This window comes from Rickettsia endosymbiont of Villa modesta, from assembly GCF_964026485.1.
GTDB classification, from domain to species: Bacteria; Pseudomonadota; Alphaproteobacteria; order Rickettsiales; family Rickettsiaceae; genus Rickettsia; species Rickettsia asembonensis.
Genome location: NZ_OZ032157.1, coordinates 136803 through 161728, shown reverse-complemented (window position 1 = coordinate 161728; position 24926 = coordinate 136803). Strand labels below are relative to the sequence as shown.

The following is a 24926-nucleotide window of genomic DNA, read 5'->3' as shown; positions in this document are numbered from 1 at the left end:
TCAGGTTATTTGTGTTTAGTGATTTACGAAAATTTGACAAAGATATATATAATTATAATGCTCCTCATTTTATACCTATAGCATGTCATTATAATGAAAATACTTTACTCACCAAAGACGGTAAATTACTACAAATTATAAAAATACACGGCATTAACTCAGAGAAAATAAGCGATAACATACAAAATTTACGTGAAATGGTTAGAGCTTCTATAAAAAAGAATATAACCAATTATGATTTTGCTTTTTGGCTACATACAATACGAGAAAAACAAAATTTAGATGATTCTACTCCTTACAAAAAATTATTACCGGCAAATATTCATGCACTATGGCAAAGAAAAAACCATTGGAATGATAAATTCGTTAATACTTTATATATATCTATAGTACATGATTCTGCTAAAGTTGACATCAAAAATTTTCACTCTTTAATAAATTCTTTATCTAATAAATTAATTACTGATTTTGAAAATAACTACTTAGATTCAGCTTTTCAAAAACTAGAAAATATCACTAATAATATTTTAAACGATTTAAACGAATTCGGTGCTGAGAAACTCGGCATAATATTTGAAAATGATAATGTTTTTTCTAATCCTTTATTTTTATATAATCGAATAGCTAACCTTAATAATAATGATTGTTTGGTACCTATAATAGATTTATCCGATGCACTAGGTAGAAGTATTTATACAATTAGCGGCGATAAAATGGTAGTTACGGATCATGAGAAAAATAACAAATTCGCTTCTTTACTATCTATAAAAGAATATCAAGAAACTCCTTCTAATACACTAGATAAATTTTTACAGTTACCGATTGAATTAATAATAACTGAAATATTTTACTTTGTTAGCAAAAAACAAGTAATATCCAAATTGCGTGGTCAAGATCATATTCTAAAAATTACTAATGACCCAACTTTACTTAATCATAAAGGGATTAATAAGCTTGATGCAGCTAATTTAGATTTTCAATTTTGTAATCAGCAAATTTCAATTGCCGTTATAGAAGAAGATGAAAATAAACTAGATGCAGCCGTAGCTAAAGCATCAACCGAACTTTTTAAACTTGGTATTATTCATGTAAAAGAAGATCTTAATATTGAACAAATATTTTGGTCACAATTACCTGCTAACTTTGCCTTTATCCGCAGAATGTCACCATTATCCGTAGAATATATTGCTTCTCTTACCGCTCTTCATAATACTACACTCGGTAATCAATATAATCCTTGGGGTAAGGCTATAACTTTACTGCGAACCGAGAAAGGTACTCCATATTTCATGAATTTTCATGATAAAACGAATAAAGGTAATACTTGCATCTTTGGTACGGAAAAAACCGGCAAAACCGTATTATTGAACTTTCTAATATCAGAATCGACTAAATACGATCCAACAATAATTTATATTTCTAATAAGAATGATTCTAAAATTTTTATCGAGTCAATAGAAGGCAAATGGTTAGAACCGGACAAACAAATTATCAATCCATTTTTAGTAGATGATACAGAAAAATCACAAGCTTTCATTTTAGAATTTTTAAAATTAATCAGCGGTCATTACATTGCACCTCTTAGCAAAATAGAGATATCATTTCTAGAGAAATTAAAAAATAAAATTTTATCAATTGAAAAAGAAAAACGTATTTTTTCTGATATTTTAAAATTAGAGGATTTTAAGGAGGAAGGAGGAATACAAATACTTGATAAACTTAAAGTTTTTACCGAAGGACAATTATATTTCGGGTTATTTGACGGACCATCTCTTAACATTGAAGAAGGGAAAGTTATAGGGTTCAATTTATATAAACTTTCTGATGAGCCGTTTTCTAAACAATTTTACCCAACGGAGAGGAAATTTTTAGAACAATTTAATAATAATTTAAAGAAACATCAAAGTATTAGTGCAGCAGTAATTTATGCTTTTACTTATCATTTAAGCCTAGTTGGCACAAAACCTAAAATATTTGCTGCCGATAATTTTGATAAACTTTACAGACCTGAAGTTTATTATGATAATATAAATTTAATCTATACTAATTTATCTCAAAATAACGGTATTTTCGTCAGTAATTTCAATTTTATTTATCTTAAGTCATATCCAAAATATACTATAAAACCTTGGCTTGATTTAATTAATACGAAAATTATTCTACCGTCTGACGTTAAAATAGAAGATTTAGATAAAATTTTAGGTTTAAGCGAGGCGGAAATACGAAAATTATCACAGCTAATACTTTCTGCAAGAATGTTCTTAATTAATAAGGATAATGAATCGATAGCTTCTGAATTAAGTATTGCCGCTTTAATAGGAATTGTCCGTATTTTATCAAGCAGACAAGAGGAAATGGATATTTATAACAAAATACTTGAACAACACCAAGGTCCTCCGGATAATTGGATTAATTACCTATATAATGAGTTAAATACGGACTGATGTGAATAGCTACTAAAACCATTGGTCATTGCGAGACGGTGTTGCATGCGTGGATACCCAAATCGTCATTGCGAGGAGGCGTTGTTGCGTGGACCGATAAAACCCAATGTGTCACCCCGTGGCTTGTCCACGGGGTCCATAAAAACGATAAAAAATACTAATATTATTAGTATTTTTAACTGGATCCCGTGGTCAAGCCACGGGATGACAAAGGTGAAATTGGTCCACACAACAATGCCTTGCGAGGAGCGAAGCTTTGTTGCAATCTAGTTTTAATTTCATGAGATTGCCACGCTCCTTACAGTCGCTCGCAATGACGGAAAATCGGTCCACACGGGCAATGCTTTCTCACAATGACAACAAAACAACGAACATAAAGAATACTCAAAGTGTTAAAAAAATATTTACTACTTTTCTTATTTTCATTTTTCTCATTTAATGTGCAGGCATCTATTTGGGGTGATATAGCCGATTGTCTTAGCGATCCCTGTAATTGCGGACAAAGCGATAGAACGGAAACTTGGAATAGAGGCAGCAAAAATGAAGTAAAAAGAGGCCCCTTTAAACCAGACACATTATGTCCTCCTTGGAATAAAAGCGACGGTCGCGATAATGATACTTGTTTATTAAAATTTGATTACCCAGGTACATTTATCGGTTTTTTACTTAATAGATGTGCGGAAGAAGCCCCTGATAGTAGTTACTTTACTCCAAAAATTCGTATTAGAGTTCAAAGCTGTAATGCCGCAGCTTGTTGGAATCAAAACTCCACCTTAAATTGGGATGGAGAATGTGTATTATGGCCTACAGGTTACGGTCTACCTCTAACTAGAGTCTGTGCTAGAGTTGCCGTACCGGATATGCCTCCACCTCCCGGAATAAATGCCACACCTTCCCCTGCAGATCCAGGTTATACCGATGGAGTACATCTCAATAAAGTCGGTTATACAGAAACTGATAATAAGATAATAGGTGTAGACGGAAAAATAGTTACTTTAAAATCTCCTAAACTTTGTGCTTATAGCGACCCTGGACTTGTTAACCTTGTTTCAGATTCTGGTGTACATCTTGATCCGATGGACTGGAATCCTAATCGTCAACCTCTTCATCAAACTAACGAACTTAGTCCTATTGCAAAAGTATTAAAATTTTTAGTTGAAACGGTAAAAGGAGCAAGTTTACCAAGTTTATTAGGGCAGCTTCTTGGTATGATAGATCAAGATTCAGAATTTATAAAAGTACTTCAATCAATACTTAACGCAATAGGAGAGGTTTTTAATTTTTTCCCTAGTTTAATAATAACAGTTATTGAAAAACTTGGATCATTAAACGGTTCTGTAGATAGCTATTCTTTTGGTTGTGTACAATTACCTTTAGGACCTTTTCCACCGCCATATTGTCCAAATTTAGATTATATTAGTATTAATGCTAAGGCTAATAATATATGTAGCATAAAAAATACCCCAGAGGATATTCAGAAAGGAAAACCTGTATTTAAACAATCTTCAACTTTGCCGCCTTGTGTAGTATCAAATGTTAACAACAATATTGTTAATAATACCATACGTGTTAGCTTTAGCAATCTTGTTCCGCTTTGCACGAGTTCTACCTCTGATCTCAAAACTTGTGTAGAACCACGTAATACAGATTTTCTTTCAGCAAAAATTACTCATACTAATACGGCTTTTAAAGATTTAATTAAATTATGTAAGAATACTTCAGGAGGTACTCCATGTATTAATACAGAAATTTCTACGCCATGTAGTGTTACGGCTAACGGTTGTAATGAGGGATTTAGAATAGTATATTCGCAGAAAATTGGAAATGTAGAAACACCTAGCGATTATTACATAGAGGATATACCGGACTGTCCAAGTTCTAGTTCAACTACCTGCCAAAAAGTATGGGGAGTTAATATAGGCGAATTTAAGGATGTAAGCGTAAAGTTTCCTAAGATACAAGGGCAAGATACAAATAGCTTAATACCTATAAAGACAGATGTCACCCTAAAAGACAATAACGGTAAAGATAGAAAACTTTATGTCTCTATTAGTAATACCGAAGACGATAAGCAAAATCCTAATAATATTTGCTTATTTGAGTCCGGTCAATTAATAGATTGCGTACCGAGAGTAAATCATTCTTATAGTCTAGCTGCTTATGAATGTTCAAGACAATATGCCGGAATTACCTGTACTAATAACAATGCCATCGATGCTTATTATAAACCGCAATTCATTGCTTCAGTGCAAGTAAGAGAGAAACAAACAGATGGGACTATTAACATTGTAGATGAAACAAGCACTCTTGTAACACCGTTAGCATACGCCGGACCTCCACCTCCCAACCCCACGGACACAGAAAGTATAGTAATGCTTGCCGGTTATAAGTATAGTTCTTCCGTTGCGTTTATACCTAAAGATCCACCAAAAGATCCGACAAATGATAAATATATTGCTATGCCGTTTTCAGGAGAGAATGCTCTAAATCAGTTGACTATTCACGGTAAATATAAAGACGATAAAGAACCTTATGATAGCAATGGAAAACCTGACTCAAGTGCGGTATATTTAAAATATTTAGAATATATAAACGGTAAATATATCCAAGGTGGAACACATGCCTGCTTGATGCCGAAAAATTTCCAACATTGTAATCCTATGCCGATTCCTACTTTACCTGATGGATCACCTATTCCCGGTTACAATAATGACTCGATAAATTGTGTACTTGCTAAACTAAACAATAACAATACTATAAATTGTAAGAATTTTAAAAATACATATAGCCTTAAATATCCAAACCTTGGTTTATGCAGCAAAGATATAAATACAAGTAGCTGTACTCTAAAAGAAACAGTGGAAGGTATTACTATTTATGCTTGCAATATAAATAATATTCCAAGTAACTGCTATACTAATAATAAAAGCCCTAATACTCCAGTATGTGTTTTAAGTAGGGATTATAAAGATAGAATCGAGCCAGGACCTGACAAAGGACCAAAATTAGTACCGTTAGATGATAAATCAAAATATTATACAGTGACATACACAAAAGGAGATGAGAACACTCCTCCTGAACCGACATATGAAGCTAAGACTGAGGATGTAAGAGATAAAACTTGGCAAGAGCTAGATCTTTGTGCTCCTATATTAGTACCTACTTGTGCTAAAATTCCTAGCACAGCTGATGCTCCTTCCGGTAGCACCCACGGTAATGCAGAATGGGATGAAAGCGATATAGGTGAACTTGCAATAGGAAGATGCCCGACGAATTGGATAGTTATTGATCCTAGTAAACCTTTAGAACGCCATTGTTTCTCATACTTTGATAGAAAAGTTGTTGAATTTGAACCTTTAGGTCAAAATGTCGGCTGTAGAGAATCTACAGGATTGCCTATAAAAGTTGGTTATAACGACTTTCCATCAAGTCAATTACCTGAGACCCCTTATAATCCGGTAACTAAAATAGGTGACTATATCTTAAACAAAAAACCGGTACCACAGGGGAGCATTATGGCATTTCCAAAGGATGGGGCATTTATAGAGGCAACAAATAAACCGGAAAATACAATATTGCATACTGTAGAATTCAAAGTAACTTTAGATGCAATAATGGACGATATTGAGTATTTTGAAGTAAAAGATTTATGGTATGATGATTGCACATTAATATATGTCAACGGCCAAAAGCTACTTAGCCTCCCCACTGACGTTAATTCTCTAGATGAGAAAAGGTACTGTAACAATGGAAATGACCAAGGTCAAGCATTACAAGCTAAGAACTTACCGATTGATATAAAGCGTTATTTAAAACAAGGAGAAAATACTATCAGATTCCAGCTAAGAGTTATGTTTGGTGGGGGGCTATATTTCCACATGCAATATAAAATGAAGAGATAAATAAATGAGTTGGATTATTTTTTATACGGTAATCGCTGCTTTACTGGTTCTCGATTTGGGAATAGTACACAAAAAAAATACCGTAATAAGCTTTAAAGAAAGCGTACTTTTTAGTCTTTTCTATTTTGTAATAGCTTGTTTATTCGGTATCTATGTTTACTATAATACGGGAGCAGAACATGCTCGTGAATATTATGCTTTCTTTCTCATTGAGAAAGCTATGTCCCTTGATAATATTTTTGTTATCTCTATTATTTTCCAATTTTTTAAAATTCCCGGGAAATATCAACATCGTATTTTATTTTTTGGTATAATAGGCGTAATAATATTCAGAGCCATAATGATTTACGGCGGTATTATTCTTATAAATAAATTTGCTTGGTTATTATATATTTTTGCCGTAATACTTATTGCTACAGGTATAAAAACTTTCTATGTATCACATAAAACTTTTGATATACAGAATTCTTATATTTACAAGTCAATAGTAAAAAATCTAAATATTACTCCTAATCTTGAAGGGGATAAATTTGTTGTTAAACGTAATAATAAACTATATTTTACTCCCCTTTTTATATCGTTAATGCTGATAGAAGCAATAGATTTAGTCTTTGCTATAGATAGTATACCGGCGATATTTGCAATTACTAATGATGTTTATATAATTTATACTTCAAATATTTTTGCTATTTTAGGGCTTAGAGCGTTATTCTTTTGTTTAGCAGAAATTGTAGAACGTTTCAGTTATATAAAATATTCTTTGGCTTTAATTTTAATATTTATTGGCTTTAAAATATTTATTCATCATTATATAGCAATTCCGGCATATGTTTCGCTCATTGTAACTATTACTTTATTACTATTTGGTATAATTGCTTCCATAATTAGAAAAAATATGATTGACCATTAATAAAGGGGGTATATAATATTTTTTTATTTTTTAAGCAATTATAATGACTAAATTACTAAAATTATTTTTTATTACTATCATCATTTTTAATAACATTGCTTTTGCAAAAGAAACAGGGTTCTATATAGGAGCAGAAGGCGGAATAGTTGAACCGGTCGTTAGTAAATTCCGACATAAACACTCAAATACCGAAATAATTTTAAAAAAATCAAGTATGTATAGCGGAAAAATAGGCTATATAATATATCCACAGATAGCTATTGAATTCTCAGCAACTTATCAACCTAAATATCGTCTGCATTACGTATTACCTCAGCAAAATTTAAGTAATGGTCTCACTATTCCTAAAACCCCAGGTAATACTACCGTATTATCAAATATATATATGCTAAATCTTATTTATGATTTAGAAAAAATAAAAACTTTCACACCTTTTGTAATACTTGGAGGTGGAATAGCACAAGTAAAAGTTAAGCCTACCTCCTCTAGGTGGAGTGTTATAAATGGTGATTATTTTAAAGTAAGAAGAACTCATAAAAATTGTGTTGCGTGGCAAGCAGGTCTTGGAGTCTCACAAGATGTAACTTCAAATTTAAGTATTGATGCAACCGCAAAATTACAAACGGCATATAGCATATAGAGTAAGAATTAATTATGATACGCTTGATATGAAAACAGGACAATTCGTGCCGGCAAATCCTATCAAAAAAAACTATAGCCGTTGGAGAATTTGGCGTAGGATTTACTTATAGATTGCCATTTTAAGAATTCTGTGAAATATTTATATGAAAGCTGCAATGTCATCCCGTGGCTTGCCCCCGGGATCTCAGGACACAGCCTGTGATACAAAATCCCGCGGTCAAGCCGCGGGATGACACGAATAATCCAACTATATAAGGAAAAAATATGTCCTCAAAAACTACTAACTCTTCTTCTACCCCTAACGCTCATGATAAGACAGCAAAAACTACCAAGCCTGTTCTGAATGGTGCGGTTTCAAATCATAACACTTATGATGAAGTACCGTATGAAAGCTACCCATATGCTCTTACAAATCCTTATCACTTAAGTACACTTGCAACTCTTTTCGGTGTGAATGCTCCTGAAGTCGAGAATGCAAAAATATTAGAGCTTGGTTGTGCAGCAGGGGGTAATTTAATACCACATGCAGTTCTTTATCCAAAAGCTCATTTTGTTGGGGTTGATTTGTCTAAGGTACAAATTGACGAAGCAAATAAAAATGTTAAAGAACTAGGATTAAAAAATATAGAGTTCCATCATTGTTCGATAACCGATATTGATGATTCTTTCGGTAAGTTTGATTATATAATTTGCCATGGCGTAATTTCTTGGGTACCAAAAACCGTTAGAGATAAAATTTTTGAAGTTTGTAATAAAAATCTTAGTCCAAACGGAATAGCATATATTAGCTATAATACCCTCCCTGGCTGGAATATGGTCCGTACTATTAGAGATATGATGATGTATCATTCTAGCTCATTTGCAAATGTACGTGATAGAATAGCTCAATCTAGATTGTTACTAGAATTTGTTAAGGATAGCTTAGAAAACTCTAAAACTCCTTATGCAGAAGTATTAAAAACCGAAGCAGGGCTGCTTGCTAAACAAACCGATCACTATTTACGTCATGATCATCTCGAAGAAGAAAATGCTCAATTCTATTTTCATGAATTTATGAATGAAGCAAGAAAGCACAATTTACAATATTTAGCCGATTGTAATCTTTCGACTATGTATCTTGGTAATATGCCGCCAAAAGTAGTAGAGCAGTTAAAAGCGGTGAACGATATAGTTAGAACTGAACAATATATGGATTTCATTACGAATCGTCGTTTTAGAAGCACTTTACTATGTCATAGTGATATGAAAATTAATAGAAATATTAATAATGATGATATAACGAAATTTAATATAATCTTTAATATAGTGCCTGAAAAGCCGATTAAAGAAGTAGATCTTAATAATGCTTCCGAAGCCTTAAAATTCTTCTTAAACGGTAATAAAGATTCTAATTTAACAACTAGTTCGCCTTACATGAAAGCTATTTTATACACTTTCAGCGAGAATCTAAATAATCCGTTAAGCTTTGAGAAAATAACCTCTGAAGCCAATAAAAAGCTACATAATACTAAATTAAACGAAATCAAAGCTGAGCTTTTAAATAATGCAATGAAGCTAGTACTACAAGGTTATATTAGTATTACAAATCAGAAGCATCGAAATAACCCTGAGCTTGATAAGCCTAAAACAACAAAAATGGTGATACATCAAGCAACCCATACACCTTCTATGTGGGTTACAAATTTAAAACATGAACCGATCGGCGTTAATTTCTTTGAGAAGTTTGCACTTAGATATATGGACGGTAAACATGATAAAAAAGCAATCATTGAGGCTGTACTTGGTCATGTAGAAAAAGGCGAATTAACTTTAAGTAAAGAAGGTCAAAAAGTAGAAAATAAAGAAGAAATACGCAAAGAACTAGAAAGCTTATTTACTCCGATGATCAAGAAATTTTCTTCTAATGCTTTGTTGGTGTAATATATATTTCGTCATTGCGAGCGACTGTAAGCATTGTTGCATGGATCGTTTTATGTCATTCCCGCGTAGGCGGGAATCCAGTAAAACCTATAAAAACAAGTTTTTATAGGTTTACTTTGTCAAATATGATTTATATTAAGGTTATTTTCTAGATTCCTGCTTTCGCAGGAATGACATCGATGACGATGTAAGCGGTACTCAAAAACACAAAATAACTCATGTTCATATTTTTTTATTTATTTGCAACATTAATAACTATCAGCAGCTTATGCGTTGTTTTAAGCAAAAATTCCGTATATTCGGTATTATGGTTAATTTTTGCATTTATCAACGGTGCAGGACTTATGATTTTGCTTGGAGCAGAATTTTTAGCTATGATGCTGATAGTGATTTATGTTGGAGCTGTAGCAGTATTATTCTTATTTGTGATAATGATGCTAGATATGCATTTTAATCAGACAATAACACAGTTAGAAGAAAATCTTGCTTTAAGTATTTTTATAGCTCTAATAATGTTTGCTGATTTAGTAACAATTATTTTACTTGGCACTAAAAATATTAATTTCAGTTCGGAGGTATCGTTTGCCATAATAAATAGTATCTCAAATACTAAAGCAATAGGTAACGTGCTTTACACCGATTTTATGCTACCGTTTCAAATGGCGGGGCTTATTTTATTTGTCGCTATGATTGCATGTATTACATTAACGCTAAAGAAGCGTGAGGGAGTAAAACATCAAGGTATTACAAAGCAACTCTCCCATAATAAAAGTAATGTTGTATTGATGACAAAGCCTACTCTAAATAAAGGGGTCGAGAATATTAAATATGAATGAATATATTTCGCTTAATCATTATTTAATCTTAAGCAGCTTAGTTTTTACTATTGGGATGTTTGGATTATTTATGCATCGCAAAAATATTATCAATATATTAATGTCCATTGAGTTAATGCTGCTTGCAGTTAACATAAATTTTGTTGCATTTTCTATATATATGCAAGAATTATCAGGACAAATTTTTAGTATTATAATCTTAACCGTAGCAGCTGCCGAAACCTCAATAGGGCTTGCGATATTACTAATATATTTCCGTAATAAAGGCTCAATTGAAATCACTGACATTAATCAGATGAGGGGATAAGATGTATCAAAATCTTGCCATAATGATCATCATGTTACCGCTTGCATCTAGCGTAATAAACGGGTTATTCGTAAAGATAATAGATAAAAAATTAGCTCAAATAATTGCAACCGGCCTCTTATCTTTATCTGCCTTATTCTCATTAATAATATTTTGCGATGCGGGTCTAGACGGGAATATAATCCATATTAAATTATTACCATGGATTGAGGTTGGAACTTTTAAAGTAAATTGGTCGATTTATATCGATCAGCTCACTAGCATAATGTTCATAGCCGTAATATGGGTATCTAGCGTCGTGCATATCTACTCGCTTGGCTATATGGCGGAGGATAAGGGAATTGTACGCTTCTTGTCTTTCCTTTCTTTGTTCACTTTCTTTATGTTAATGCTAGTATCAGCTGATAATTTCTTACAGTTATTTTTCGGTTGGGAGGGCGTCGGCGTTTGCTCATATTTACTAATTGGTTTTTGGTATTCAAAAGAATCCGCCAATAAAGCAGCGATTAAAGCTTTTATAACTAATAGAGCCAGCGATTTTGCTTTTATCTTAGGCGTAATAACGATTATTGTTTATTGTGGTTCGGCAAATTACAAAGATGTATTTTCATCTGCAGAGTTATTATCTAATACAAAAATATTTTTACAATTTTCTATTCTAGATGTTATTTGCTTGTTATTATTTATCGGCTGTATGGGTAAATCTGCACAGATCGGTTTACATGTATGGCTGCCTGATGCGATGGAAGGACCGACTCCAGTATCTGCACTTATTCATGCGGCAACCATGGTAACGGCAGGAGTATTCTTAGTAGCACGCTGCTCATATTTGTTTGAATATAGCCCTTTAGTTCTACAGTTTATTACAATAATAGGCGGTGTTACTTGTCTTTTTGCCGCAAGCATTGCTATTATGCAAAGCGATATTAAGAAGATTATTGCTTACTCAACTTGTAGTCAGCTTGGTTATATGTTTATGGCTTGCGGGGTATCTGCCTATAATAGCGGGATATTTCACTTAGTAACTCATGCCTTTTTTAAAGCCTTATTATTCTTATCAGCCGGCAGTGTAATACATGCAGTTCATGAGCAGGATATTTTTAAAATGGGTGATTTAAGAAATAAAATGCCGGTAACTTACGGAAATTTCTTAATCGGCTCACTTGCATTGATAGGTATTTATCCTTTGGCAGGGTTTTACTCTAAAGATTCGATTTTAGAAGCAGCCTATAGTAGCGGCTCGTTTATGTTCATTTTTGGGATAGCGGCAGCAATACTTACCGCTATTTATTCAATGAAGATTATTATGTTGGTATTTCATGGTAAAACTAAGCTAGAAAAAGATGTTTTTGAGCATGCCCATGAACCGGCTAAAATAATGAATAATCCTCTTATATTACTTGTCGCTGGGAGCTTTTTTAGCGGTATGATCGGCTATTATTTACTTTCTATGGACAAACCAAACGGCTATTTCCATGAAAGTCTATTTAATTTACATATTTATAAACTACTAATTAGCCACCCGCCTTTATATATAAAATTATTACCTATGGTTGTCGGCGTAGTTGGGATTGTTATTGGTATTTACTTATATAAGTCAAGTACTATTATGTCATATCCATCTTCTTCTATGTCATTCCCGCGAAAGCGGGAATCCAGCAAAAATATTAAAAAAGGCTGGATGTCGTGGTTGGGTCACGGTATGGCATTTATATCCAACATACTAAGAAATAAATATTACTTCGACGAAATATATAATTTCTTAATTGTGAAACCTATTAACTGTTTAGCTTCTTTATTTTATCTTGGCGATCAGAAAATAATCGATCGTTTTGGACCAAACGGTTTTTCACGAGTTGTTAATTGCTTTAGCGTTCTTACTGGTAAAACACAAACAGGATATGTTTTTAATTATGCTTTGTATATTGTATCGTTTATTGTTGTTGTAATTAGCGTTTTCGTTTGGAAAGGTTTTTAGTGTCATACCGCGGCTTGACCACGGTATCCAGCACTTTTGTCACCCCGCGAGCTTGTAGCGGGGTCCAGTTAAAAATACTAAATTATTAGTATTTTTAGTTCTTTTTTGGATACCGTGGTCAAGCCACGGTATGACACCGAATGCGTTTTTCGATCCACGCAAGAATGATATATACTACTAAAAAAACTCATCAAATCTTAAAAGAATGTTAGAATTACCTATTATATCTATCAGTATTTTCCTGCCACTAATAAGCGTGCTATATATTTTGCTGTTTATTAGTCAAAGTAAAAAGGCAGATAAAGCGATATATGTAATGTATGTTGCAGTACTTAGTTCTGTTTTAACATTCATCTCAACTATTTATATTTTAATAGAGTTTGACTCCTCAAACCCCGCTTATCAATTTGTTGAACGCTACGCTTGGCTTGATAAAATCGGGCTTGAATTTCATGTTGGTGTTGACGGTATATCAATATTTTTTGTGGCTCTAACTTCTTTTCTTACTCTTATTTGTATAATCGGAAGCTTATTTACCGTTAAAAAATATATTAAAGAATATTTAGTATGTTTTTTATTAATGGAATCTTTTTGTATAGGGGCATTTACCTCAGTAAATTTATTATTATTCTATCTCTTTTTTGAAGCAATATTAGTGCCGATGTATATTATTATCGGCGTTTGGGGAGGTGAGAATAGAATATATGCGGCTCTTAAATTCTTCTTATATACTTTCTTTGGTTCGGTATTTTTCCTACTTTCATTAATTTATATTTATAGCAAAATTCATAGTTTTGATTTAACCTATATTTCTGAACTTACCTATAACATCCCGTTATTTGCTCAGCAAATTTTATGGTGGGCTATATTTATTGCTTTTGCCGTTAAAATTCCTATGATTCCATTTCATACTTGGTTACCCGATGCACACGTACAAGCTCCAACCAGTGGCTCTGTTATACTTGCCGGTATCTTGCTAAAACTCGGCGGCTACGGTTTTTTAAGAGTATTACTACCGCTATTTCCAAGTGTATCACAAGAATTTGCAATTTATGTAATTTACCTTAGCGTTATTGCTATAATATATGCGTCCCTTGTTGCTCTTGCTCAAAAAGATATGAAGAAGATGATAGCCTATTCATCAATTGCACATATGGGATATGTTACGATAGGTATTTTTAGCTTTACTGAAGCCGGAGTTAGCGGAGCAATATTTCAGATGCTTAGCCACGGCGTGATTTCCTCATGCCTATTCTTAATAGTCGGTACTTTATATGAAAGATTGCACACCAAAGAAATAGCTAAATACGGCGGTGTAGCAAGTAAAATGCCAGTGCTTGCCACATTTTTTATGATTGCAATGCTTGGTTCTGTTGGGCTACCCGGAACTAGCGGATTTATCGGAGAATTTTTAAGCTTGCTTGGGATTTATAAGGTGAACGTAATAGCAACCTTTATAGCGGCTCTCGGCATAATCCTTGGGGCAGTTTATATGCTGAAATTATATACAGAAGTTATGCTTGGTGAAATTACCAATAAAGAAATTATGCATTTCAGAGATTTATATAAATATGAAATAATCTCAATAGCTCCTTTAATATTATTGATTATTTACTTTGGTCTAATGCCCAGTTCTATTTTAAACGTATTTCGTTTATCGGTGGAGAATTTATTGGTTAAATTTTAATTGCTTACAAAAAATATAAATGCTACTCTAATTATAGAACTTAAAATTGAAGTCTATATGTTAAAAGAAATAGGAAAAATAAATAAAAAATTAGATGAAGCAACTAGAGATATAGGTCAAGAAGCTAATAAGTTGGTAGGTACAGAGATAAGTCAAGCTCTTAAGCCTAATGCATCTCGTCACAAAGACGCATTAAAATGATGCTCAAGCCAAACTTAAAGGCGATAATAATCAACAAGATAATACAGAATTAACTGGGGCTACACCAGAAGAGCATCATGAAAATTAAATTTAGTGTTGCAATGTCATTCCTGCGGAAGCAGGAATCCAGAAAAAAACAACTTACAGTATTGGTACAAAAATTATATATTTAATAAAAAGCATATAAAAATTCTATATGTTTTACTGGATTCCCGCTTCTGCGGGAATGACATAGTAACAAAAACATGCTATCACTTCATCAATTACAATTTAATCTAGAACAAAGAAATTTATTTGATCTATGTATCACTTTTCTTCCTTCTTCTATCACCTATATAAAAGGAGCTAATGGTTGCGGTAAAAGCTCACTACTGCGAATGATAGCAGGGATTATGCAACCGAGTAGCGGTAATATCTACTATAAAAATAGTAATATCCACAATATCCCTAAACCATACTGCAATTATATCGGTCATAATCTAGGTCTAAAACTCGAAATGACTGTTTTGGAGAATCTAAAATTTTGGTCGGAAATTTATAATTCTGCCGAAACTCTATACGCCGCTATTCATTACTTTAAATTACAAGATTTATTAGATGAAAAATGCTATAGTCTATCTAGCGGAATGCAGAAAGTCGTAGCCGTATCAAGGCTTATTGCCTGCCAATCTGACTTATGGCTACTTGATGAAGTTGAAACTAATTTAAGCAAAGAAAATAGAGATTTGCTAAATAATTTAATTGTTATGAAAGCAAATAGCGGAGGTATTGTTCTTCTATCCTCTCACCTAGAAAATTCCATAAAATCTGCACAGACATTACAGCTGGATATATGAAATTTCGAATGCAAAGTTCGAGATTTCATGGTATAATCTTCTCAAAGATAAAATTATAATTTATGAAAGCTATTGTTAAACGCCCTCATTATTTAGAAAAGATAACAACACAATTTTTAAGTCATAAAATTGTAGCTCTTTTAGGACCAAGGCAATGCGGCAAAACTACTTTAGCCCGTCAATTTGCGAAAGGACAAAAAGAAATACATTTTTTTGATTTGGAAGATATAAGAGATTTAGCTGCTTTAGAAAATCCTTATATAGCTCTTGAAAGTAAAAAAGGCTTAATTATTATTGATGAAATTCAAAGATTACCGGATTTATTTCCTATTTTGCGAGTTCTAGCTGATAAAGATACAGAGCAGTGTTTTTTAATACTCGGTAGTGCTTCAAAAGATTTAATTAGACAATCGTCAGAAACACTTGCAGGCAGAATAGCTTATATAGAAGTGCATCCTTTTTCTTTATTAGAAGTAGATAATGTAGAACAATTACATCTATTCGGTGGATTTCCAAATTGTTATCTCTATCCAAAAACAGGCTTTGATTGGTTAGAACAATATATTAGGACTTTTCTAGAGCAAGATATTCCAAACCTTGGCTTCTCTATTCCGCCTGCTACATTACGTCGTTTTTGGACTATGCTTGCTCATTATCACGGAAATATTTTTAATGCTTCTGAAATTGGGAAGTCTTTAGGAGTGAGTGACCATACCGTCAAAAATTATCTAGATATTTTATCAGGTACTTTTATGGTGCGTCAATTATATCCTTGGTTTGAAAATATTTCCAAACGTCAGAAAAAACGACCTAAAATATATTTTACTGATTCAGGAATATTTCATCATTTAATTGATATTTATTCACCTGAGCAATTATTAAGACATCCAAAACTAGGAGCAAGCTTTGAAGGATTTGCTCTAGAGCAAATAATACGCATTTTTAATAAACGCAGTGAGGATTGTTATTACTGGGGGATACATCAAGAAGGAGAACTAGATTTATTTATAAGACATAAGGGTCTAAAGCTGGGTTTTGAGTTTAAATTTAGCGATGCTCCTACTCTTACTTCTTCGATGTATAAAGCCATAGACTATTTAAAATTAGATGAATTATTTGTTATATATCCAGGTAAAAAAAGATATCAATTAGGAAGCAATATAACCGTTATGCCGGTTAAAGATATAGTAACGCTTGTGTAATTCTATAGTACTGGATCGTTTTTACTCTATGTCATTCCTGCGAAAGCAGGAACCCAGTTAAAATAAAGCTTTTAGAAGCTTTATTTTAAAAAGATAATCTAATTAAAAAAATCTTTAAAACCAAGATTTTTTTAAAATCTCGCTTTATGATGGATCCCTGCTTTCGCAGGGATGACATCGAGAGCTTTTTCAAAAACTATCCGGTACTATAACTATAATTACCTATATTCATAATCCTTATGTAGCTTATTAGCGAGTGCCTGCTCCCATTTGTCACCGTTTTGCAGTAATCTTTCTTTATCGTAAATAAGTGCCGTATGAGTTAGAGTTGCAAACTCAAAATTAGGACCTTCAACTATCGCATCTACAGGGCAAGCTTCTTGGCATAACCCGCAATAAATACATTTTGTCATGTCTATATCATAACGAGTGGTACGTCTACTGCCGTCATCTCGTTCATCCGCTTCAATCACTATCGCTTGTGCCGGACAAATTGCCTCACAAAGTTTACAAGCAATACAACGCTCTTCACCGTTTTCATAGCGACGCAGTGCATGCTCACCCTTAAATCTAGGACTAACAGGACTTTTTTCATAAGGATAATTTATGGTAACTTTGGGCTTAAAGAAATACTTTAAAGTCAAAGCCATTCCCCTTATTATCTCATATAGAAAAAATGATTTTAAATAGTTTATCATAATATTAAAAAAATACCTGTCATCCCGTGGTCAAGCCACGGGATGACAATGTAGAGCAATGATACTCTCCCCCTCTAAACACCAGGCAAATTATCAGTGTAAAAAAGCACACTCGACACTAACACCGCCCAAAATAAAGTTAGAGGTAAAAATACTTTCCAGCCGAGTCTCATTAATTGGTCATAACGATATCTCGGCAAGGTTGCTCTAATCCATAAAAAGCAGAACAATAAGAATCCGACCTTAAATACAAACCAGAAGAACCCCGGAATACAATCTAACCATGATATATTAAACGGCGGTAAGTAACCTCCTAAAAAGAAAGTCGTAGTCATTGCACTAACTAATATCATATTAGCATATTCACCTAGAAAAAATAAAGCAAATCCCATAGAGGAATATTCAACATTATAGCCGGCTACTAATTCCGATTCTGCTTCAGGTAAATCAAAAGGCAATCTATTTGTTTCGGCAAGCACCGAGATAAAAAATACGACACCCATAGGTAGTAGCATTAAATCAATCCACCACAGCATTGTTCTTTGTGCTTCAATAATCCCACTTAAATTGAGAGTACCGGTAGTAAGTAGCACGGTAATAATAACTAGTCCCATCGATACTTCATAAGAAATCATTTGGGCCGAGGAACGTATAGCACCAAGGAAGGCATATTTTGAGTTACTAGCCCAACCGGCAATAATAATGCCGTAAACGCTTAAAGAAGATATAGCAAGAATATATAAAACACCGACATTAATATCTGCAAGAACTACGCCCTTTGCAAAAGGTATAACTGCCCAGCCGATTAAACTTAATATAAAAGTTATCATCGGTGCTAAAATAAATAATATTTTATCGGAATTGGTTGGAATTATCGGCTCTTTGAATAAAAGCTTAACCGCATCAGCAATAGGCTGAAGTAATCCAAACGGACCCACGACATTCGGTCCACGTCGTAGCTGCATTAATCCAATAACACGACGTTCTGCATATGTTAAATACGCAACGCATAAAATTAAAGGGATAGTGATCGCCACCACCTTTAGAGCGATTATAATTAACGGGAAAATATATTCAAAAAAGAGTTCTGTCATAATGTTATTTGATTGTCATCCCGCGACTTGATCGCGGGATCTAAGCAAAATTATTTTATAATATCTTCATATAAATCATACCAATTAGGGTTGTTAGCTTCTATTAAATCTAATTTCCATTTTCTTTTATATTCTTTTAAGCGTTTCTCACGACTAATTGCTAGATTAATATCATTAAACTGTTCAAAATAAACTAATTTATCTAAATTATATTTTGTAGTAAATCCCTTTATTATTTTTTGTTTATGTTGCCAAACACGTTTTATAATATCAGAAGTAACGCCGATATATAAAGTATCGTCATATTTATTTGAAAGTATATAAACATAGTATTCTTTCATGTTTATTTTTAATTATTAGATCCCGCGATCAAGTCGCGGGATGACAATTTCCTCTTGCTTCCTTAGCCTCTATGCACTTAGCCATAGTGACCGAGTTTTTACTAATTACATCAGTCATATAATAATTAATAGGTTCTGTAGTTATAGGCTCTTTTGATAACTTATCTTTAGAGCTAAATTTAGCAAATTTACTCTCTACAATTTTATCAATATTAGCAAATATCTTATATTCTTTAGCAAGCCTTACTCTTACTTCTTGTAAATCACTCATTCCGATATCTATTTTCAGATAACCGGCAAGCTCTTTAATAATTTCTATATCTTCTTTAGCTGTTCCTACAAGCGATACTGCTTTTTCCACTATTTGAGGTCTTCCTTCTAAATTTACGTAAATTCCGCTCTGCTCTGTATAAGCAGCCGCAGGTAAAATTACATCAGCATTCGCAGCACCTGCATCCCCATGATGTCCTTGATATATTATAAAAGCCGATTTTAGCTTATCAAATGGGAGTTCATCAGCTCCAAGTAGGTAAGTGAGTTCTAACTCTTCAAGCTTAATAGGATTATTAAAACCGATGTCAAGACCGCCGACTATAGAAGCATGGTTATGCAATATATTAAAGCCCTTCCAATCATCACGCATAATATTATATTCAGCCACTATCTTATGAATAAGCGACAATATAGCATATCCGTCATCTCTTGCATATACGCCGTCACCCACTATAATCATCGGATATTTTGCTGCTTTTAAGGATTTCGTAAACTCATGAGTACCAATGGCTAGTTCCTCAATAATCTTAATATCACTTCCTAAATCTTGAATTTTATAAGTTTGATTATGCCCTTCGCCTATCCGCACTACTTTTAATGAGCCGGCACGTACTCGCATGCCTATTCTGCTGTTTAATACCGGAGCTATCTGTCTTGGATTCGCTCCGATCAGTAAACATAAATCAGCCTTTTCTACGCCGGCAATAGTTGTATTAAATAAGTAGTTTCCTCGCTCGTTTGTATCTATTTTATAGTTAAACTGATTAACGCTATAATTATTACAGCCAAGCTTTTGCAGTAATGTTTTTAATATAAACATTGCTTCAACAGAAGCAAGAGCACCTGCAATAGCTGCAATTTTCTCCGGTTTTATAGATTTAATTTTATCTGCTATCGTTTTTAAAGCTTCGTTCCAGCTGGTTTCTACTAACTTACCGTTTTTTCTGATATAAGGGCGATCTAAACGCTGATATTTCAAACCGTCATAACTAAAACGGTTTTTATCTGAAAGCCACTCTTCATTTATTTCTTCATTAACACGAGGTAATATTCTCATTACCTCATCGCTTCTACTATCTATACGAATATTGGAACCTTCAGCATCATGTACGCCAATGCTAGCAGTATGTTTTAGTTCCCATTTACGAGCTTTAAAAGCATAAGGTTTGGAATTTAAAGCACCTACCGGACAAATATCTATCATATTACCGGATATTTCGGAATCGAGCGTTTGCTCTAAATATGAAATTACCTCCATATGCTCGCCACGATGGATAGCTCCCATTTCTTCTATTCCGGCTATATCATTTGCAAATCTAATACATCTTGTACATTGTATACATCTAGTCATCGCTGTTTTAATCAGCGGTCCCATATATTTATCTTTAATAGATCTCTTATTTTCATGAAATCTATTAGTACCTTTACCGTATCTAAAAGCCTGATCCTGCAAATCACACTCACCGCCTTGATCACAAATAGGGCAATCTAGAGGATGGTTAATAAGTAAAAACTCCATCACCCCTTCACGTGCTTTTTTTACCATAGGCGTATCGGTGTGAATAACCATACCGTTACTTACCGGCATTGCACAAGAAGCTATAGGCTTGGGTGATTTTTCCATTTCAACCAAGCACATACGGCAATTACCGGCGATTTTTAGACGCTCATGATAACAAAAATGAGGAATTTCTTTACCTGCTTGTGTACAGGCTTGATAAACGGTGCTACCTTCTGATACTTCTATTTCAGAGCCGTCTACGTTCAGTTTTATCATCTTATTTAATCCAATAAGTTATAGGGTTTGGGTATGCCTGATCCTCTATCATATATTTAAAACCGATGGCAACACGAAGTACATACCAAACAGCAAGTGCAAAGTATAGTACTACTCCAATAATGATAAACGTAAATATGAAACATACAATCCACCCAAGTACCCCAAGGCAAAAAGTACGAAATAAAAACATATAATGACTAACTGCAAAATTATCACCTTTATCTTTATTGAGATATGCAAAAAATACCCCTATTAATGGTAATATAGGTGCTACTATCCCGCATAAATATAATATATATACTACAATTAAGTTTTTCTTACCGCTCTCGGTATATTCTTTAAGATGCTTGTCCATATGTTTTTCCTTTTTATGTCGTTCCTGCGTGGCTCGAGAAAAGTGTTGGATGTCATTCCTGCGAAAGCAGGAATCCAGTACTTTTTTATGTCATACCGTGGCTTGACCACGGTATCCAAAAAACAACTAAAAATACTAATAATTTTAGTATTTTTAACTGGATCCCGCGATCAAGTCGCGGGATGACATTAGTTGTGACTAGATTCCTGCTTTCGCAGGAATGACATAAACGACCCGCCCCGTACAACAATGCCCCTATCCTTTCAAACTCTCTACCACAAAATGCATAATACTGCCGTGCTTTATATAATTTATCTCATTATCCGTAAATATTTGCAATATCAAATCGATTGTTCTTGTTTCGCCAGTTTGTTTTTTTATCACGCATTTAACAGGATTATAAGGCTTTATTTGTTCAGTTAAGCCTATAATATCAATAGTTTCCGAACCGTCTAACTTTAAATCTAATCTTGTATTATTGCCGGTAAAAGTTAGCGGTAAAATACCCATACCAACTAAATTTGAACGATGTATTCGCTCAAAGCTCTCGGCAATCACTGCCTTTACTCCAAGCAATTGCGGACCTTTTGCCGCCCAATCTCTAGACGAACCGCTACCATATTCTTTACCGGCAAAAATCACTACAGGTACATCATTAGCTTTATAGTCCATAGCCGCATCGTAAATAGTTTGCTGCGTACTACTTAATTGGTTTATAGTAAAGCCGCCTTCTACTCCCTTACACATTTCGTTTTTTATGCGGATATTAGCAAATGTGCCACGCATCATCACTTCATGATTCCCTCTACGTGATCCGTAAGAGTTGAAATCTAGAGGCTCTATATGATGGTCCGTTAAATATTTAGCAGCAGGGCTGGTTTTACTAATACTTCCTGCCGGCGAAATATGATCGGTAGTAATAGAATCACCGAAAATTGCTAGAATTTTTGCAGATTTTATATCTTTTATATTATTCTTGCTGCCTATATCCTCAAAATAAGGCGGATTATTAATATAGGTACTGTTCTTATTCCAGTTATAAGTAGAGCTAGTTGTAATCTGTAAATCTTTCCACTCTTTCGTTCCGCTAAATATATCGGAATATTTTTCTATAAACATAGAGGCATTAATTGAATTTGCAATAACTTCATCTATCTCTTCTTTGCTTGGCCAAATATCTTTTAAATAAATATTTTTTCCTATCGGCTGATTATTTAAATCTATATTAAGAGTGCCACTAAGTGCATATGCTACTACTAAAATAGGCGAACTGAGATAGCTTGCTTTAGTAAGTGGATTAATTCGCCCTTCAAAATTCCTATTACCAGATAAAACAGAAGCAACGACTAGCCCGTTTTTGTTAATAGTTTCCTCTATTTCCGGATTTAGAGGTCCGGAATTACCGATGCAAGTAGTGCAGCCATAACCTACTAGATTAAACCCTAATTCATCTAAATATTTATCAAGACCGCTAAGCTTCAAATATTCCGTTACGACTTTTGAACCCGGAGCAAGAGAAGTTTTAACCCAAGGCTTTACCTTTAATCTTTGTTCTAGTGCTTTTTTAGCAAGAAGTGCTGCACCAATCATCACGCTAGGATTAGAAGTATTAGTACAGCTAGTAATTGCTGCAATTACCACATCGCCGTTACCGATTTCGTAATTCTGATTTGCTACAACATACTTTTTATCAATGTCTTTATTTTCTAAAGCAAAATTTGGTAATTCATGTTTAAAACTGCTTGCTACATCATTTAGATTTACCCTATCTTGCGGGCGTTTTGGACCGGCGAGTGAACTTTGTACTTTCGATAAATCTAGCTCTAAAATTTCGGTATATTCTGCCTCATGCTCAAAATCATACCAAAGATTCTGCTCGTTTGCGTATTTTTCTACTAATTTGATTTGCGTTTTTTCTCTACCTGTTAGCTCTAAATATTTTATAGTTTCTTGGTCAATCGGGAAAAAGCCACAAGTAGCACCGTATTCAGGCGACATATTAGAAATGGTAGCACGATCGGCAATCGTTAGATTTTTTAGCCCCTCACCGAAAAACTCAACAAATTTACCTACTACTTTCTTTTTCCGTAGCATCTCGGTAACGGTTAAAACTAAATCGGTTGCTGTAGCTATGCCTGTTAATTTTCCTGTTAGTTTTACCCCAATTACTTCCGGTAGAATCATAGTAAGAGGTTGTCCAAGCATTGCAGCTTCTGCTTCTATTCCGCCAACTCCCCAACCAAGCACCGATAACCCGTTTACCATGGTTGTATGGCTATCAGTTCCAACTAAACTATCAGGGTAAGCAAGTCCGTCTTTATGCCACACGACTTTTGCTAAATATTCTAAATTTACCTGATGACAAATACCCGTACCAGGCGGCACTACTTTAAAATTATTAAATGCCTGCTGCCCCCATTTAAGAAATGCATAACGCTCTATATTACGTTTCATTTCCATCTGTACGTTTTTATCGAATGAATCCTTAGCTGCATAAGAATCAACGCTTACGGAATGGTCTATTACCAAATCAACAGGAATAAGCGGGTTAATTTTTAACGGATCGCCTCCTATTTTCTTCATCGCATCACGCATAGCAGCCAAGTCTACAATAGCAGGCACACCAGTAAAATCCTGCATCAAAACTCTTGCCGGCATAAAATCTATTTCCGCATCAGATTTTTTAGTTTTTAGCCATTCTTTAAATACAAGTAAGTTTTGTTTTGAACCATTAGAACGTAATACATTCTCAAATAACACTCTTAAACTATATGGAAGCTTTTTTAAGGGAAGTTCGATATCGCTTGCCGCTTTATTTATATCGTAAATTTTGTAGGCAGTATTATCAATTGATAGTTCTTTAAGATATTCTAAATTATGCACTTTTGACATTTGTTTCTCACTTGATTGCGTGAATTGGTTTTCCTATTGTCATCCCGTGGCTTGACCACGGGATCCAGTAAAAACATCAAAGCAATATAATAAGCTTAAATTGCTGGATGCCGTGATCAAGTCACGGCATGACACCTTAAACCTTATCCCAAAACGTAGATTTTTCAAACAAATTAATGTTGTTCTGATAAAGGTTTTTGAAGTTCTAGAAGCTTAGTTGCTATTTCTGCTTCATTTAAATTTGTAACGTTAATAGCAGTTTCCGTTGCTATATTAACATAACTTCCCGTTACTTCGGTTACACCGCCGGAAACAAGATAAGTAATTTGTGGGTTGTGTATATCATCTATATAAACCTGTACTAAACCGGCTTTTAAACTAACGATCATCGGAGCGTGATTCGGCAGCACTCCAAACATACCCTCCTCACCCGGCATTGTTACCATTTTAGCTTGCTTTTCAAATGCAATACTTAAAGGAGTAATTATTTTGACTAGAGTTGTTTCGTTCATATTTTGGTTTATCCTTAATGTCACCTAGTTCGCTTGACCACGGGGTCCAGAAAAACAACTTGCTATATTGCTACTTTCACTGGATCCCGCAGGTACAAGCCACGGGATGACAATGA

22 protein-coding genes and 1 pseudogene are annotated in these 24926 nt (G+C 33.9%); 14 read left to right on the top strand and 9 right to left on the bottom strand.

Annotated elements, in window-relative coordinates; translation table 11 throughout:
- The first annotated feature begins 11 nt into the window (after positions 1-11).
- The 9 genes and pseudogenes from AC5584_RS00890 to nuoL all read left to right on the top strand — a co-directional run bounded on the left by AC5584_RS00890 (position 12) and on the right by nuoL (position 12939).
- Complete coding sequence (locus AC5584_RS00890) at positions 12-2444, top strand: VirB4 family type IV secretion/conjugal transfer ATPase (RefSeq protein ID WP_499216546.1); 2433 nt, start codon at positions 12-14, stop codon at positions 2442-2444.
- An 81-nt stretch (positions 2445-2525) separates the two neighbouring features.
- Positions 2526-2714 (top strand): hypothetical protein, encoded by a 189-nt coding sequence (locus AC5584_RS00885; protein WP_499217100.1) that lies wholly within the window; start codon positions 2526-2528, stop codon positions 2712-2714.
- Between the two features lie 119 nt (positions 2715-2833).
- Positions 2834-6346 carry a hypothetical protein gene (locus AC5584_RS00880; protein WP_499216545.1) on the top strand — a complete coding sequence of 1171 codons (3513 nt, stop codon included), beginning with the start codon at positions 2834-2836 and terminating at the stop codon, positions 6344-6346.
- A 4-nt stretch (positions 6347-6350) separates the two neighbouring features.
- On the top strand, positions 6351-7256 hold the full coding sequence (locus AC5584_RS00875) for a TerC/Alx family metal homeostasis membrane protein (protein WP_499216544.1): 906 nt from the start codon (positions 6351-6353) through the stop codon (positions 7254-7256).
- A gap of 43 nt (positions 7257-7299) precedes the next feature.
- Positions 7300-8021, top strand: a pseudogene (locus tag AC5584_RS00870) (outer membrane protein).
- A gap of 141 nt (positions 8022-8162) precedes the next feature.
- A complete protein-coding gene (locus AC5584_RS00865) occupies positions 8163-9818 on the top strand; it encodes a methyltransferase regulatory domain-containing protein (protein ID WP_499216543.1) in 1656 nt (551 codons plus the stop codon).
- Positions 9819-10036: 218 nt separating this feature from the next.
- The gene (locus AC5584_RS00860) at positions 10037-10654 is read left to right on the top strand and encodes an NADH-quinone oxidoreductase subunit J (protein WP_499216542.1); all 618 of its coding nucleotides are present in this window, start codon (positions 10037-10039) and stop codon (positions 10652-10654) included.
- Positions 10647-10961 carry an NADH-quinone oxidoreductase subunit NuoK gene (gene nuoK, locus AC5584_RS00855; protein WP_011271556.1) on the top strand — a complete coding sequence of 105 codons (315 nt, stop codon included), beginning with the start codon at positions 10647-10649 and terminating at the stop codon, positions 10959-10961. The genes AC5584_RS00860 and nuoK overlap by 8 nt, the downstream gene beginning before the upstream one ends.
- A gap of 31 nt (positions 10962-10992) precedes the next feature.
- Entirely contained in the window at positions 10993-12939 is a 1947-nt protein-coding gene (gene nuoL, locus AC5584_RS00850) for an NADH-quinone oxidoreductase subunit L (RefSeq protein ID WP_499217073.1), read from the top strand.
- A gap of 39 nt (positions 12940-12978) precedes the next feature.
- On the opposite strand, the gene AC5584_RS00845 is transcribed toward nuoL, so the two are convergent.
- Positions 12979-13101, bottom strand: a complete 123-nt coding sequence (locus AC5584_RS00845; protein ID WP_499163047.1) for a hypothetical protein — start codon at positions 13099-13101, stop codon at positions 12979-12981.
- A gap of 43 nt (positions 13102-13144) precedes the next feature.
- On the opposite strand from AC5584_RS00845, the gene AC5584_RS00840 reads away from it, so the two are divergent.
- The 4 genes from AC5584_RS00840 to AC5584_RS00825 all read left to right on the top strand — a co-directional run bounded on the left by AC5584_RS00840 (position 13145) and on the right by AC5584_RS00825 (position 16865).
- The gene (locus AC5584_RS00840; RefSeq protein WP_499216541.1) at positions 13145-14626 is read left to right on the top strand and encodes an NADH-quinone oxidoreductase subunit M; all 1482 of its coding nucleotides are present in this window, start codon (positions 13145-13147) and stop codon (positions 14624-14626) included.
- Between the two features lie 57 nt (positions 14627-14683).
- Positions 14684-14827, top strand: coding sequence for a hypothetical protein (locus AC5584_RS00835; protein ID WP_499216540.1), 144 nt, complete (start codon positions 14684-14686; stop codon positions 14825-14827).
- A 245-nt stretch (positions 14828-15072) separates the two neighbouring features.
- Positions 15073-15663: a heme ABC exporter ATP-binding protein CcmA gene (ccmA, locus tag AC5584_RS00830; protein ID WP_499216539.1), complete on the top strand. Its 591-nt coding sequence runs from the start codon at positions 15073-15075 to the stop codon at positions 15661-15663.
- 62 nt (positions 15664-15725) lie between these two features.
- Complete coding sequence (locus AC5584_RS00825) at positions 15726-16865, top strand: ATP-binding protein (RefSeq protein ID WP_499162499.1); 1140 nt, start codon at positions 15726-15728, stop codon at positions 16863-16865.
- A gap of 218 nt (positions 16866-17083) precedes the next feature.
- Here AC5584_RS00825 and nuoI read toward each other — a convergent pair whose 3' ends face one another.
- From nuoI to AC5584_RS00785, 8 genes are all read right to left on the bottom strand, one after another.
- Positions 17084-17563 carry an NADH-quinone oxidoreductase subunit NuoI gene (nuoI, locus tag AC5584_RS00820; protein WP_410526446.1) on the bottom strand — a complete coding sequence of 160 codons (480 nt, stop codon included), beginning with the start codon at positions 17561-17563 and terminating at the stop codon, positions 17084-17086.
- Positions 17564-17637: 74 nt separating this feature from the next.
- Positions 17638-18657 (bottom strand): NADH-quinone oxidoreductase subunit NuoH, encoded by a 1020-nt coding sequence (gene nuoH / locus AC5584_RS00815; protein ID WP_499216538.1) that lies wholly within the window; start codon positions 18655-18657, stop codon positions 17638-17640.
- A gap of 50 nt (positions 18658-18707) precedes the next feature.
- Positions 18708-18998 (bottom strand): GIY-YIG nuclease family protein, encoded by a 291-nt coding sequence (locus AC5584_RS00810; protein ID WP_499216537.1) that lies wholly within the window; start codon positions 18996-18998, stop codon positions 18708-18710.
- Positions 18999-19026: 28 nt separating this feature from the next.
- A complete protein-coding gene (gene nuoG, locus AC5584_RS00805; protein WP_499216536.1) occupies positions 19027-21048 on the bottom strand; it encodes an NADH-quinone oxidoreductase subunit NuoG in 2022 nt (673 codons plus the stop codon).
- Position 21049: 1 nt separating this feature from the next.
- A complete protein-coding gene (locus AC5584_RS00800; RefSeq protein WP_499216535.1) occupies positions 21050-21406 on the bottom strand; it encodes a DUF4870 family protein in 357 nt (118 codons plus the stop codon).
- An 85-nt stretch (positions 21407-21491) separates the two neighbouring features.
- A complete protein-coding gene (locus AC5584_RS00795) occupies positions 21492-21656 on the bottom strand; it encodes a hypothetical protein (RefSeq protein WP_499217099.1) in 165 nt (54 codons plus the stop codon).
- Positions 21657-21661: 5 nt separating this feature from the next.
- The gene (acnA, locus tag AC5584_RS00790; RefSeq protein ID WP_499216534.1) at positions 21662-24298 is read right to left on the bottom strand and encodes an aconitate hydratase AcnA; all 2637 of its coding nucleotides are present in this window, start codon (positions 24296-24298) and stop codon (positions 21662-21664) included.
- Positions 24299-24471: 173 nt separating this feature from the next.
- Positions 24472-24810, bottom strand: coding sequence for a F0F1 ATP synthase subunit epsilon (locus AC5584_RS00785; protein WP_499216533.1), 339 nt, complete (start codon positions 24808-24810; stop codon positions 24472-24474).
- Here AC5584_RS00785 and AC5584_RS00780 point away from each other — a divergent pair.
- Positions 24798-24920 carry a hypothetical protein gene (locus tag AC5584_RS00780; RefSeq protein ID WP_499216532.1) on the top strand — a complete coding sequence of 41 codons (123 nt, stop codon included), beginning with the start codon at positions 24798-24800 and terminating at the stop codon, positions 24918-24920. The two genes, AC5584_RS00785 and AC5584_RS00780, sit on opposite strands and share 13 nt — an antisense overlap.
- The last annotated feature ends 6 nt before the right edge of the window (positions 24921-24926 follow it).